We start from the raw sequence: 14,045 nt of genomic DNA, 5'->3' as shown, positions 1-14,045 counted from the left end.
CTCGCGGCAACACCCTCTCCTGCTCCGAGAACGCGATCCGCGCGGACGGAACAGCGGCGCCGGCACTCGCTGCAGCTGCCGCAAGGACATCCCGCACCTGACCCGCGAGCTGGTCGTCATGCAGGGCGGGTGGAGAAAAGGGCGGGCGGAGAAAAGGGCGGGCGCCCGGTACCAGGTACCGGACGCCCGCCCCCATGGCCGTACCCGCCGCTACGGCGTGACCTTCTCGATCAGCACGTTGCCGAGGCCGGCCACCGTGCCGTGCGCGTTCACCAGGGACACCTGGCCGAAGAACTCACGGCCCTCCGGCGCGACCGCCGAGGCGACGATGTTGCCGGAGACGGTCGCCGAGGCGCCCGTGCCGAGCTTCACCGGAGTGTCGGCGACCTGGATGGAGCCCAGGGCGGCCGAGTAGAAGACGTCCTGGTAGTCGTACGCGGTCGTACCGGCCGGGATCGCGTAGCCGAAGACCTCGATGGTGTACGTGCCGGCGGCGGGCGAGGCGATGGAGACCGCCTCCTCGGAGTCGCCGTCGGCGGAGGTGCCGACCGCGGTGCCTGCCGCGTCGTACACGACCAGGTCGAGGTCGGCGGCCGTGTCGGAGACGTTGCCGATGGAGACGTCCAGGGACGCGGCGCCCTCGGGCACCTCGACCGTGGTCGTCTGGGTCTCACCGTCGGCGATGGTCGGACGGGCGTTCAGGGAGGAGCCGAGCGGGCCGCCGACCAGCTTGCCGTCGACCGCGGCGAGGTTGTTCGTCACCTTCCAGGAGGCGGCGATCGGCGTGCCGACCTTGGCCTCGGGAACGGTCACGACGTCCGGGTCGAAGGTCGCGCCCAGGATGGTGGCGTCCAGCTTGTACGGGTTGTTGAGCAGCGGCGACGTACGGCGCGACTCGACCTCGACCTCCCAGACACCGGGCTGCGGGTTCGGGTACGAACGCACGTCGGGCGCACACCCGTTGGTGTTCGGGAAGTTGCTGTAGCAGTACGGCGTGCCGGTGTTCTCGACCGCGACACCGTACGGGTGGATCGAGATGAACCGGGTCTGGCTGGTGGCCGCCAGTCCGCTGATCGCGACCTCAAGGGTCCTGGCGCCCTCGGGCACGGTCACGAAGTAGGACTGGGTGCTGTTGCGCTGCACCGAACCCGACGCGGAGAACGTGTACTTGAGCGGCGCCGAGACCACGACCGTGGTCATGATCTGCTTGTCGATGCCCTCGGTCCTCGGGTCGTCGACCTCGAGGATCGCGCTCTTGATGCCGGCCGTGGCCGACTTCGCGGCGACCTTGACGGTGACCGGCTTGTTCAGCTCCAGCTTGACCTCGTCGGAACCGACGATCCTGAAGGTGCGGCCGGCGTTGTTCTCGAAGTGCAGCTCGTGCCGGACCGCCTTGGCGGGACCGGACGTACGCGTCACGGTGATCTCGTACGACTTCTTGACGCCGGCCTTGAGGCCGCCCTCGCGGTCGTACAGGCCGGTGCCGAAGCCCGGGGTCTTCAGCGCGAAGTCGATCGCGGTGTCGACGGGGGCCTTGACCGTGTAGTCGTGGGCGGTGGCGCCGGACTTGATGGCCTTCCACGCGTCCACGATGTTGATGAGGCCCGCGCCTTCCTCGTACGCCTGCACACCCTTGATGTGGTCGGCGTTCGAGTTCAGGGCCGTGCGGAGGTTGGCCGGCGGGAGGGCGATGCCCTTCTGCTCGGCGGCCGACAGCAGCAGGGCCGCGGCACCGGCGGCCTGCGGGGACGCCATCGAGGTGCCCTGGAGCATCGCGTAGCCGGCCGGCAGGGTGTAGCCCGCCTGGGCGACGGGCATGCCCGGCAGCCAGGTCTGCGTGGTGTTGATCGCGGCGCCGGGCGCGGTGATCGTCGGCGTGAACCCGCCGTCCTCACGCGGACCGCGCGAGGAGAACGGCAGCATCGCGTACTTCTTCGCCACGACCGAGCCGTAGTTGGCCGCCCAGGTCTCCTTCGAGATGGACGCGCCGACCGAGATGACCTTGTCGGCCAGACTGGGGTCACCGATCGTGTTGGCGCCGGGGCCGGAGTTGCCGGCCGAGATCACGAGCTGCACGCCGTACGTGTCGATCAGACGCGTGTACAGCTCGGCGCGCGCGTTGTTGCCGTCGTTCAGCGCCGGGAGGCCGCCGATCGACATGTTGACGATGTCGACGCCACGGTTGACGACGAGGTCGATCATGCCCTCGGTGAGCGCGACGTTGGTGCAGCCCGCGGCGAAGAGGCAGGCGCGCGACGACACGAGCTTCGCGCCGGGCGCGGCACCGTTCATCCTGCCGCCGAACAGGCTGTTCGCGGCGGTGATACCGGCGACGTGGGTGCCGTGCTCGCTGCTGATGATGCCGATGTTGGCGAAGTCGGCCTTCTGCCCGACCCAGGTGCCGCCCAGCGGGTCCATCGGGACGTCCTTGCGGATCTCCACGACGAACGGCTGGCGCTCGGCGACCTCGGTGGCCGGGTTGTCGGTACCGAAGTAGCCGATCTGGTAGCCGTCCTTGTACGGCTTCATCGGCGTGTCGTCGCTGAAGTCGTTGTTGCCGTTGACGTCGACGGTGACCGTGCCGGCCGCCGCGTCGTACAGGACGCCCCAGGTGTCGGTGGTGTCACCGTCGCGGTTCACGTCACCGGCGGCGTCGCCGCCCGCGGTGATGGACTCGCGGAACAGGTTCACCTGGTAGTTGCCCGCGGGAGCGGTCCAGGTCCTCCCGCCGAAGGTGAAGGTCGGCCCGGCCACCGGGGTGATCATGGCCCGCCAGCTGCCGTCGCCGTCGATCAGCGGGTCGGTGGCGGTGACCCAGTCGACGATCTTGCGCTCGCCGGTGGTGGTCTTCTGCAGCGCGGGGTGCGCGAGGTCGACACCGGAGTCGAGGATGCCGATGGTGATGCCGCGGCCGTCCGCCTTCGGGTTCTTCTTCACGAAGTCGACGGCGCCCGTCTCGAAGGACGGGTTGTACGGGTTCTCGGCGGGCGTGTTCTTGCCGGGCGCCGGGTAGGTGGCAGCGGCACTCGCCTGGGGGGCGGAGGCGGTGTCGGCATTCGGCGACGGGTCGTCCAGCGGGATGTCCTGGCGCAGGTCGATCCCGTGAACAGAGGACAGCTTCGCGGCGGCCGAGATGGCCGAGTCGGCCTTCGCCGTCGGAACGGTGGCGCGGACGTACCCGAGCTTGTCGTAGGTACGGCCGACCGAGCCGCCCTTGACCGCGTCGAGCTGCGCGGCGACCTGCTCGGTCTGGCCCGGCGCGGTGGCGATCATCATCGTGATGCTCTTGGCGCCGTCGGCCTTGGCCTCGGAGAGGAGTTCGGCGTCGGTGGAACCGAGCTTGTCGTGCGCCGACTTGACGGAACCGTCGGCGGTGGCGGCATCCGCCGCCGTGTCCGCGGAGAAGGCCATGGGTATGGGCCCTGCCGCGGAGAGCGCGGCCACCAGTCCGGCTGCGACGGCTATGCGTGCCACACGTCTCGCGCCTGAGATCGGTTCGCGCTGAGGGGTGAGGGTCATCTGCATCCCTTGTAGGTAAAGGAGCGTGCGTTGAGCGGCCGAGTTGATCGACCTTGGCCAGGAGCGTCCGGAATACGACGCCCGACGATCACATAGCTTTGCCTAAGGGGCGGATGTTTGGGGATGGTTGACCGAAACTATATGAACGAGTGGGGAAAACCCCCGATGCGCTTTGGCTGGATGGAGTCCGAATCGCGGCGCTTCGTACTCGGTGTCCTGCGTTGCACCCGACGCCGTCCGTGGACGATCCACCTGAACATTCCCACCCCGCACGCTAACGTCCTTGTATGCGCAGGACGCTGAGGGTCGCGGCGTACGCCGTCGTCGTCCGCAACGGACAGATCCTGCTCGCCCGCAGCCCCGACGGCGCGGGCGGCCACGAGTGGGTACTGCCGGGCGGCGGCATGGAACACGGGGAGGACCCGTACGACACGGTCCGCCGCGAACTCATGGAGGAGACGGGCTACCGCATCGACGTGACGGGCCTGCTGGGCATCGACTCCTCCCGGCGCACCTTCACCCACCGCCGGCGGCGCCAGGAGGACCACCAGGGCCTACGGCTGGTGTACGAGGGCCTGATCACCGGCGGCGAACTGCGCCCCGAGACGAACGGCTCCACGGACCTGGCCGCCTGGCACGACCTCGGCGCGATGTCGGGGCTGACGAAGGTGGGGCTGGTGGACGTCGGGCTGGAACTGTGGCTGGAGCGACCGGTCACGGGGAGGGTGGCGAAGACCGGAACGCAGGGCTGAGAACCGCGTCGAGTACCCCGGAAAATGAACGCGGAGTGACCGGCTCCGGGCCGTTCGCCGTGCGGTCGTGAACGCGCGGGGTGGCCCAAGATCCACGTACGGTGATCGGCGTCGCGCGTTGCTGCCTCGTTCACGCGCGGGTCATCCCCGGTGCCAAGCATCCAGAGTGAGCGGGACGTTCGCGACTGCGATCGCCCCGTGACCACTTCCGACGCGTTCGCACTCGGGGAGACCGTGCCATGTCGCGCACACGCTCTGTCGCCGGCTCCACGCCGGGGCTCAATCGACGTACGGTACTCGCCGCGGCCGGGGCGGTGTCCGTCTCGGCGGGCGTCGGCTACGCGCTGCGGCCCAGTGACAGCCAGGCAGCCACGGCAACCCCGGCAGCGGAGGCGGCCGAGGCTCCGGTGGCAGCGGCCCACCCGGCGGCGCCGGGCGTGCTCGCGCCCTTCACCCGGGGCACCACGCTCAGCACGGTCTCCGCGCCCCTCGGCTCAACCGGCTACCGGCGCCTCGGCGAAGGCCGGGCCTGGGGGCGGGTGGTGCGTACGGAACTGGCGTCGCCGAACCCGGCCCGTGCCGCCCGCCGGACCACGATGGCGGCCTTCGTCCAGTTCACGGACCTGCACCTGACCGACGTCCAGCACCCGCTGCGCCTGGAGTACATGCGCTCGGCCGACCGGCGCGCCTGGCGCCCGCACGAGGCACTCTCGGTGCAGGGCGCGGTCTCACTGGTCGAGCGGATCAACGCCCTGCGCGGAGCGCCGGTCACCGGCTCCCCGCTCCACTTCGTGATGACCACCGGCGACAACACGGACAACAACGCGCGCTCCGAGCTGGAGTGGTTCATGAAGGTGATGAGCGGCGGCCGTATGACGCCGAACACCGGTGACCCGCGCCACTACGAGGGCGTCCAGAACAGCGGCCTCCCGCTCTACTGGCAGCCCGACTCCGTCGCCCGCGACTCCGACAAGCAGCACGGCTTCCCGCACATCGAGGGCTTCCTGGCGGCGGCGATACGGGAGGTGCGCAGCCCCGGCCTGAACCTGCCCTGGTACTCGACGGTCGGCAACCACGACTCCCTGCCCCTCGGCTGCTACGCCTCGCACAGCGACCCCTTCCTCACCGACTTCGCGGTCGGCGGGCGGAAGCTGATGGATCTGCCGGCGGCGCGCAGCAAGGCGCTCCAGGACGAGATCAGAAGCTCCGAGGACCCGAGGGGCATCCGGTTCCGGGAGCTGGTCCAGGCCCACACCCGCGACCTGCGCCCGGTCACTCCGGACGAGAACAGGGCCCCGTTCACCAGGGCCGACTATCTGAAGGCGCACCTGGACCCGGCGTACGCGGGCGTGGGTCCGGTGGGCCACGGCTACTCGTCCGTGAACCTGGACTCGGGAACCCAGTACTACACCTTCCGTATCTCGGACGACGTCATCGGCGTCAGCATCGACACCACCGACCCGGGCGGCCACTACCAGGGCTCGATCGGCTCGGCCCAACTGCGCTGGCTGGACCGGACGTTGCGGGAGCACGCGAAATCAGGCTCGTACGCCGTCGTCTTCAGCCACCACACCAGCGAGTCGATGACCAACACCCACCGGGACCCGGCCCGCCCGGACGAGCGCCGCCACGACGGCGACGACGTCGTGGCCCTCCTCGGCGGCCACAGCAACGTCCTGGCGTGGGTGAACGGCCACATCCACCGCAACGTCGTCACCCCGCACCCGGCGCCGGACGGCCGCTCGTTCTGGGAGATCTCGACGGCGTCACACATCGACTTCCCCCAACTGGCCCGCGTCATCGAGCTGGTGGACAACAGGGACGGCACGCTCTCGCTGTTCACGACGATGGTGGAATCGGCGGCCCCGCACCGGACGGATTACACCGACCTCTCCCAGACAGGACTGGCGGCCCTGTACCGGGAGCTGTCGTTCAACGCGCCGGAGGCGCGGATGGACCTGTCGGGGGACGCGGGGGACCGGAACGTGGAGCTGGTGCTGCGGAAGGGCTGATGACCAACCGCGGTCTCCTCCATCTGCAAGGCCTGCCCGTAGTTCACGGTCGCCTATCATGATCACAACAATGAGTACGCGGCGCATACCTGGGGTGGCCCGCCGAGCCCATCAAGAAACCGCATTCGCGCAAGGACCACGATGCTCAGGAATCTGGCAGAACTCGCCCGTGCGGCTCTGACGGCCAGGGACACGCAGGGCGCCGGCGGGGTGTACGCCATGCCCACCCGCCTCGACAGCGGGACCGAGGTCACCGTCGCCGACACCTGTACGCGCGACGACCTCGGCTTCGTCCTGCTCTTTCACCGGCGCAAGGACGGCCACTTCGCCGAGGAGCTCTACTTCTCGACCCGACTGGACGACGGGTCCTGGGCGGCAGCAGACCACCTGTCCGGGGGCGTCATGGGGATCGAGCCGACCAACACCCGGGAACTCACAGGCATCCTGAACGGCAGGTCTCTGGTGCCGTTCGGCGAGTCGGAGACAGCCCTGTTCACCGGTCGGCCCGAGTCCGACGACGGGTATGAACTGCTGCGCTTCTACGAGTTCCTCGTGGACGGCGAGGCCGACCACCTGGACATCGAGAACACCTCATCAGAAGCTGAATCAGAAACCGACCCCACGCGCGACCCGGTCCGGAAGTCACTCATTTCTCAGGTATCCCTCTTTGCCCTGTTCCCGGGCGAGCGTGTCACCATTCGCGCGATGGCAGGGAAGGGCCCCGGTTCGCATCCCCTGGGCGAGCCGTACAAGCTGACCGGCCCTGGCACCGAGCCCGTAGCCGGCCCGGCCACATGAGGCAGGGCGACGCCAGGCCGCCTGTGCTGGGGTACGTGAAGAACGGTGACTCCGTGGACGGCTTGTCCCCCTGGGCGAGGAAGCCGTTCCAGGAGAGTCGGTACTGTGAACCGGTCGGAGTGGCCCGTGAACGGGCGGGTCGGATTGATCGGCGTACGTTCTGCTCGCCGTCGAGGTCGACGACTTCTGGGCCTTCTACATCAACGACGATCCGAGTCTGTGGGCGCTGGAGGACCTGCGCACGGACGACTTCTGGGTCGCTGACGCGGACCTCGAAGACGTCCTGGGTGAAATGGCCGTCGACTGGGCCCCGGAGTGGGAGGACGCCCTGCTGGAGAAGGCGATTTTCGACATCCGGGGAGAGTGGGAGCGGCGCCGCGCCAGGGTTTCGCGTCGGCGCGGCGGCCGTTGGTCGCTCAGATCCTGGTGGCGGTTACTTTGTTCTCGTCACATCAGAGCTCGTCGCCAACGCGACGGTGCACGCCAGGATCCCCGGCCACGAACTCCGCTTGCGCATCGTGGAGTTGGACGACGGGGCGCTCAGCATCGAGGTGTCCGACCCTGTGCTCGCGTTCCCCGAGGCCAGGCCGAGGGATCTCAGTGAGCGTGGGCGTGGACTGGTCGTCGTGCGGCAACTCGCCGAGTCCCTGGACTGGTTCCTTCGTGCGAGCGTCGGCATAACCGTGCGCGCCCGGCTCAACTCGCCCAAAGGCTGAGAACGCCCAACCACCCTCGGGAAACACGAGGAGGGGCCCCCGGTCGCCCGGTGGCCCCTCCTCTCCCCTCCTGGTGCTGCCCCGGTCCCTCCCTACCGGGGCAGCACCACGACATACGCCGCCGGCTCGCGGTCCCCCGACGCCATCAGAGCCGTGCGTACGACAGTTGCCTGCTGGTCGATCGCCTCGCGCAGCTTGCGCGGCGTGATGTGGACGACCGTGATGCCCAGCCGCTCCAGATGCTCGCGCTTACGGGCGTACTCCGACCAGAGCGCGTCGTCCTCCTGCCGGTGACCCGGGCGCGGGGCGCGGGTGTCGAGCTCCACCGCCACCGCCTGGTCGGGCCAGTAGGCGTCGAGGCCGCCGAGGCAGGGTCCGCCGGGCAGCCGCAGGTCCACGTTCCACACCGGGTCCGGGAGGCCGTACTCGCGCACCATCCGGTACAGCCGGTCCTCCGCGATCGCCCGGCCCTCGGCGAGGAGGGAGTCGACGGCGTCCACGACATGCGGCCGGCTCAGCAGCCGGGCCTGGTTCAACTCCCGTACCACTGATGCCGGTTCGCAGTGTCCCCCGCGCACCGCGTCGGTCAGCAGCCGGCGTACGGCGGTCGCGTCCGTGAGTCCGGCCACCGCGTCGGCGAGGGCGCGCGGGACCGGGGCGACCGGGAGCCCCTCGATCAGCTCGGGCGTGGGCAGGGCCGAGGTGCGGAGGATGCGGACGCAGCCCGTCGAGCGGAGTCGGCGCAGCCGGGGGACCAGGACGTCGAAGGCGTCGAGGGACAGCAGCGCCGGCGCGGACGAGAAGCCGTGCAGGGCGAGCGCGGCGAGGCCGGTGATCATGGCCTCGGCGTAGACCGGACGGCCTCGCTCCCGGTATGGCTCCTCGGAGTCGGGCTGCGCCGGGACTCCCGTCGCCGTCCGCTCCTTCGCCGCGTACAGCAGGACCGCGTGCAGCCGCTCCTCGCTGGTGGGCGGGCCCGGGTGCAGCAGGAACACGCCCGGCAGGATCTGCTGCCAGGGCCCTCCGGACCGGCACTGCTCGCTCGCCTCGGCGGCTGGGACGCCGTGCGCCCGCAGTTGCGCGGCGGTCAGTACCCGGCGCTGTACGTGGGACAGGTGGCGGAGGGGGCGGGGGCTCGGGGAGAGCGGGGTGTTGTGGGTCATGACTCCGGCTTTCCCGTGTCTGATCCGTCCCCTAACCGCTGTTACACGGCCGTCGACAATTCAGGACAAGCTCGCCCTAAAGTGCAAGCGTTCGAATGCCGAAAGGCGCTGGTCCATCCGGGGGTTACGGCGTCGAGTGCCCGGGTTCGGTAACGGTGGGGTGGGAGCGGCAAGGAGGGGTGGGGCAAGACGTCCGCCGCCCCCACCCGTCCACCCCGGAAGTCACCCGGCGGAGTGCCCCTTCACCGCCCAGCCACCTCGTCGCAGGCCTGCGCCCGAAGCGCCCGTGCAAGGTCGTCCCGTGACTCAAGAACCAGGCGCCGCAGGGCCGGCGCCGCCTCCGCGTGGGCCGCCAGCCACGCGTCGGTCGCCGCCAGCGTCTCCGGCGAGTCCTGGAGGGACGGGAACAGGCCCCGTACGACGTCCATCCCGATCTGGATCGACCGGTCGGCCCACGTCCGCTCGATCACCGCGAAGTACCTCTCCGCGTACGGCGCGAGAAGCTCCCGCTGGGTGCCCTGGACGAAGCCCGCGATGGTGGCTTCGACGAGGGCGTTGGACAGCGCGTCCGACTCGACGACCTGGGCCCACGCCTGCGCCTTCACGGCGGCCGAGGGGCGGGCGGCGAGGCAGCGGACCTGGTGGCGCTTGCCGGACGCCGTGTCGTCGCGGGCGAGTTCCGCGGCGAGCGTCTTCTCGTCGGCGACGCCGTGCGAGGTGAGCGGTTCCAGGAACACCCACCGCAGCTCCTGGTCGACGTCCAGGCCGTCGATCTTCGCCGTGCCCTCCAACAGCCCCTGGAGCAGCTGGAGATCCGCCTCGCTGGACGCCACGGCCGCGAGGAAGCGGGCCCACGTGAGCTGGTGCTGGCTGCCGGGTTCGGCGAGCCGGAGCTCCTTCAACGCGCCCTCGGCGAGCAGACGTTCACCGACCGCACGCCAGTCGGGGGCCGCGTAGTGGGTGAGCGCGGAGTTGGCCCACGCGTGCAGCATCTGGAGCACACCGATGTCCGACTCGCGCCCCGCGAACCGCAGCACCAGGTCGATGAAGTCCCGGGCCGGCATCAGCGCGTCCCGTGTGAGGTTCCACAGCGCGGACCAGCACAGGGCGCGGGCGAGCGGGTCGGTGATGTCGCCGAGGTGCGCCCGCAGCGCGTCCAACGAGCCTTCGTCGAACCGGATCTTGCAGTACGTCAGGTCGTCGTCGTTGACGAGAACGAGCTCGGGGGCCTCGCTCCCGACCAGCTCACCGACGATGGTGCGGGGCCCCGCGACGTCGACCTCGGCACGCGCGTACCGCTCCAACGCACCGTCCGGGGAACGCCGGTAGAGGCCGACGGCCACCCGGTGGGGCCGCAGCTCGGGGTGCGACTCGGCGGCCTCCTGGAGCACGGCCAGCTCGGTGATCCGTCCGTCGGCGCTCAACAGCACCTGAGGAGTGAGGGAGTTGACCCCGGCGGTCTGAAGCCACGCGCGCGACCAGGAGGCGAGGTCCCGCCCGCTGGTCTCCTCCAGCACGGACAGCAGATCACCGAGGCGCGTGTTGCCGTACGCGTGCCGCTTGAAGTACCGCCGTGCGCCTTCGAGGAACGCGTCCCGTCCGACGTAGGCGACGAGCTGCTTGAGTACGGAGGCGCCCTTCGCGTAGGTGATGCCGTCGAAGTTGAGTTTGGCGTCCTCCAGGTCACGGATGTCGGCCGTGATGGGGTGGGTGGAGGGGAGTTGGTCGGCGCGGTAGGCCCAGGCCTTGCGGTTGTTGGCGAAGGTGACCCAGCCGTTGGTGAAACGGGTCGCCTCGACGAGCGAGAAGGCGCCCATGAAGTCGGCGAAGGACTCCTTGAGCCACAGGTCGTCCCACCACTCCATGGTGACGAGGTCGCCGAACCACATGTGGGCCATCTCGTGCAGGACGACGTTCGCCCGCCGCTCGTACGCCGCCTGCGTCACCTTCCCCCGGAAGATGAACTCCTCGCGGAAGGTGACGAGCCCCGGGTTCTCCATCGCGCCGAGGTTGTACTCGGGCACGAAGGCCTGGTCGTACTTCCCGAAGGGGTACGGGTAGTCGAAGTGGTCGTGGAAGAAGTCCAGCCCCTGCTTGGTGACGAGGAAGACGTCGTCGGAGTCGAAGTGGGGGGCGAGACCCTTGCGGCACATGGCGCCGAGGGGGATGTCGAGGGTCGTACCGTCGGCGAACGTACGGGAGTACGAATCGGTGACGTAGTGATAGGGCCCCGCGAGGATGGTGGTGATGTACGTGGAGATGGGCTTGGTCTCGGCGAACCGCCACACACCGTCGCTGAGCTCCCCGAGCCCGTTGCTCCACGCGACCCATCCCTCCGGCGCCCGCACCTCGAACCGGAAGGGGGCCTTCAGGTCGGGCTGCTCGAAGTTGGCGAAGACGCGGCGGGAGTCGGCGGGCTCGTACTGCGTGTACAGGTACACCTCGCCGTCCTCGGGGTCGACGAAGCGGTGCAGGCCCTCGCCGGTACGGGAGTAGGCGCACTGGGCGTCGACGACCAGCTCGTTGTCGGCGGCGAGATCCTCAAGCAGGATGCGCGTGCCGTCGAAGACAGCTACCGGGTCGAGATCCCGTCCGTTGAGGGAGACGGCCGTCACACCGGGCGCGACAAGGTCCGCGAAACTGGCGGCACCGGGCTCGGCACACCGGAACCGGACGGTGGTCACGGACCGGAAGGTCCGGACCCCGCCCCCGCCACCAGCGCCACCCGCGTCGCCCACGGCGGACCGGACGTCGAGGAACACCTCGTACCCGTCGACGGAAAGCAGGGCGGCCCGCTCCCGGGCCTCGTCGCGGGACAGGTTCTCACCGGGCACGGAGCACTCCCTCGATTGTCATCAGTACGGCCGACCAGCACCGATCCTGCCACGCACCATCGACCCCGGGCACCCGGGAATGCGACGGTGGCGGGGATGCGTTGGCTGTGCAAAGCGCCCCTTTCTCTAGGAGACCCATGTCCGAGACGAGCCCGACCAAGACCCCCGTCGACTTCTGGTTCGATCCGCTCTGTCCCTGGGCCTGGATGACCTCCCGGTGGGTCCTGGAGGTGGAGAAGGTCCGTGAGATCGAGGTCCGCTGGCACATCATGAGCCTGGCGGTCCTCAACGAGGACAAGATCGACGAGCTGCCCGAGGAGTACCGCGAGATGCTCGCGGTGAAGGCATGGCAGCCGGTACGCGTGGTGACGGCGGCCTGGCAGAAGCACGGCGCCGACGTCCTCGGCCCTCTCTACACGGCCCTGGGGACGCGCATCCACAACAGCGGCGAGGGCCCGACGGTCGAGGCGATAGCCGGCGCCCTGGCGGACGTCGGCCTGCCCGCCGACCTGATCGACTACGCCGAGCAGAAGGACTTCGAGTTCGACGCCGAGCTGCGCGCCTCCCACAAGGAGGGCATCAGCAAGGTCGGCCAGGACGTCGGCACACCGGTGATCGCGGTCCCCGGCGCCGACGGCGAGCAGATCGCCTTCTTCGGCCCGGTCGTCACCCCGGCCCCCAAGGGCGAGGAGGCCGCCAGACTGTGGGACGGCACCCTGCTGGTCGCCTCGGTCCCCGGCTTCTACGAGATCAAGCGCAGCCGCACGGCGGGCCCGGACTTCAGCAACCTCTGAGCCTCACCCCACGTCACCCGACCTTCACCGCGCAGGCCTCCGAGAGTTCCTCTCTCGGAGGCCTGCGCGGTGTCCGACCCCGTACGCGCAGCCCGCTGCCCCTGCGGGAGTTCGTGTCCCCCTGCGTTCCGGGTCACGCTGAGACGGCGCCTCGCCTGGGGGATCTGGGGCGGCATCACCCCGCTGGCGCCGGGCCAGTACGTCCGGGAGATCGAGGGCAGCGAACGGAACGGATTCTGGGTCGACACGACGTATCACCTCACCGTCGTGGACAACCCGGCATGATGCGGGGCGGCCCCCGCGAGTCACGTCCTCGTGGGGGCCGCCCGTCATTCCGCCTGCCGACGTGTTCGGTGAGAAGACGATCACGAGGCAGGACGTTTCACAGTCCGGCCGGCCGACGGATCGTGCTGCGCACCACCGGTCCGTGCCCCGGCGCGGACCGCGAGACGGCGGACGTACGGGCCGCGAGACGGCGGCCGGCCGGGCGGACGGGCGGACGGCCGGGCCGTGTCCGGACCGTGTCCAGGCCACATCCAGGCCGTGCCCAGGCCACATCCAGGCCGTGCCCAGGCCGTGCCCAGGCCATGTCCAAGCCCATTGCCGGATTGGTGGAACCCTACAGAGCGCGTCCTCCGCACCTGAGTAGCTCGCACCACCTCACCTCAGTGACCGGCGTCACGCCATGCTGGGTGTAGCCCCCACCTTTTGTCCGGAGTCCACCAAGCCGCTGTTCCCCGCTTTGTCGGGCGCTGACGGTGATCGGCCGGCGGGCGCTGGGATAGCGTCACGAAGTCCCTTGCCGCTCACATCCCCGCGGAGTCCCCATGGCAACCGCCGTCGCCCCCGCCCGCACCGGCCAGGTCCTCGCCGACCTGCTCCCCGCCTCCCGCGTCCGGGACGCCGCGCTCGTGCTCGGCGGTGCCGGGCTCACCGGGGTCGCCGCCCAGATCGCCGTCCCCGTGCCCGGCTCGCCGGTGCCGGTGACCGGGCAGACGTTCGCCGCGCTCCTCGTCGGCACCGCGCTCGGTGCCGGGAGGGGCCTCGCAGCCCTCGTCGTCTACGCCCTGGCCGGGCTGGCGGGCGTGCCGTGGTTCGCGGAGGGCGGCTCGGGCACGTCGGTGTCCTTCGGCTACATCCTCGGCATGGTGCTCGCTTCCGCCGCCGTGGGCGCGCTGGCCCGCCGCGGCGCCGACCGCTCCGTGCTGCGCATGGCGGGCACGATGCTGCTCGGCGGGGCGATCATCTACGCGATCGGCGTCCCGTACCTCGCGCTGGCCGCCGGCATGAGTGCGAGCGCGGCGATCGCCGCCGGCCTCACCCCGTTCCTGCTCGGCGACGCCCTGAAGGCGGCCCTGGCGATGGGCGTACTGCCGACGGCCTGGAAGTTCCTCAACCGCTGAGCTCCGCCCGCACGTCGAGGAGTCCCGGGACGCCGCACACGGCCTCCCGGGACT

General features: G+C 70.1%; 10 protein-coding genes. 7 read left to right on the top strand and 3 right to left on the bottom strand.

All coding sequences use genetic code 11. The features are described 5' to 3' along the window. Positions 1 to 210 precede the first annotated feature (210 nt). The gene (locus RB628_RS10945) at positions 211 to 3,519 is read right to left on the bottom strand and encodes a S8 family serine peptidase (RefSeq protein ID WP_318320141.1); all 3,309 of its coding nucleotides are present in this window, start codon (positions 3,517 to 3,519) and stop codon (positions 211 to 213) included. A 287-nt stretch (positions 3,520 to 3,806) separates the two neighbouring features. On the opposite strand from RB628_RS10945, the gene RB628_RS10940 reads away from it, so the two are divergent. From RB628_RS10940 to RB628_RS42570, 4 genes are all read left to right on the top strand, one after another. Then, positions 3,807 to 4,271, top strand: coding sequence for an NUDIX hydrolase (locus RB628_RS10940; protein ID WP_318320140.1), 465 nt, complete (start codon positions 3,807 to 3,809; stop codon positions 4,269 to 4,271). Between the two features lie 239 nt (positions 4,272 to 4,510). Next, a complete protein-coding gene (locus RB628_RS10935; protein ID WP_318320139.1) occupies positions 4,511 to 6,283 on the top strand; it encodes a TIGR03767 family metallophosphoesterase in 1,773 nt (590 codons plus the stop codon). Between the two features lie 141 nt (positions 6,284 to 6,424). Then, complete coding sequence (locus RB628_RS10930) at positions 6,425 to 7,081, top strand: hypothetical protein (RefSeq protein ID WP_318320138.1); 657 nt, start codon at positions 6,425 to 6,427, stop codon at positions 7,079 to 7,081. Beyond that, the gene (locus RB628_RS42570) at positions 7,078 to 7,797 is read left to right on the top strand and encodes an ATP-binding protein (protein ID WP_412180633.1); all 720 of its coding nucleotides are present in this window, start codon (positions 7,078 to 7,080) and stop codon (positions 7,795 to 7,797) included. Before RB628_RS10930 ends, RB628_RS42570 begins: the two co-directional genes overlap by 4 nt. Before the next feature lie 92 nt (positions 7,798 to 7,889). Here RB628_RS42570 and RB628_RS10920 read toward each other — a convergent pair whose 3' ends face one another. Continuing rightward, on the bottom strand, positions 7,890 to 8,960 hold the full coding sequence (locus RB628_RS10920) for a hypothetical protein (protein WP_318320136.1): 1,071 nt from the start codon (positions 8,958 to 8,960) through the stop codon (positions 7,890 to 7,892). Positions 8,961 to 9,202: 242 nt separating this feature from the next. Beyond that, on the bottom strand, positions 9,203 to 11,794 hold the full coding sequence (gene pepN, locus RB628_RS10915) for an aminopeptidase N (protein WP_318320135.1): 2,592 nt from the start codon (positions 11,792 to 11,794) through the stop codon (positions 9,203 to 9,205). 137 nt (positions 11,795 to 11,931) lie between these two features. On the opposite strand from pepN, the gene RB628_RS10910 reads away from it, so the two are divergent. The 3 genes from RB628_RS10910 to RB628_RS10900 all read left to right on the top strand — a co-directional run bounded on the left by RB628_RS10910 (position 11,932) and on the right by RB628_RS10900 (position 13,991). Continuing rightward, positions 11,932 to 12,588, top strand: a complete 657-nt coding sequence (locus RB628_RS10910; RefSeq protein ID WP_318320134.1) for a DsbA family protein — start codon at positions 11,932 to 11,934, stop codon at positions 12,586 to 12,588. 69 nt (positions 12,589 to 12,657) lie between these two features. After that, positions 12,658 to 12,873, top strand: a complete 216-nt coding sequence (locus RB628_RS10905; RefSeq protein WP_318320133.1) for a hypothetical protein — start codon at positions 12,658 to 12,660, stop codon at positions 12,871 to 12,873. A gap of 542 nt (positions 12,874 to 13,415) precedes the next feature. Next, the gene (locus RB628_RS10900; protein WP_318320132.1) at positions 13,416 to 13,991 is read left to right on the top strand and encodes a biotin transporter BioY; all 576 of its coding nucleotides are present in this window, start codon (positions 13,416 to 13,418) and stop codon (positions 13,989 to 13,991) included. Positions 13,992 to 14,045 lie beyond the last annotated feature (54 nt).

Origin of the sequence: Streptomyces sp. ADMS (assembly GCF_033441795.1) — a bacterium.
Taxonomy (GTDB): domain Bacteria; phylum Actinomycetota; class Actinomycetes; order Streptomycetales; family Streptomycetaceae; genus Streptomyces.
Note: the sequence above shows the minus strand (reverse complement) of the source record. Positions and strands in the feature narration are given on the sequence as shown.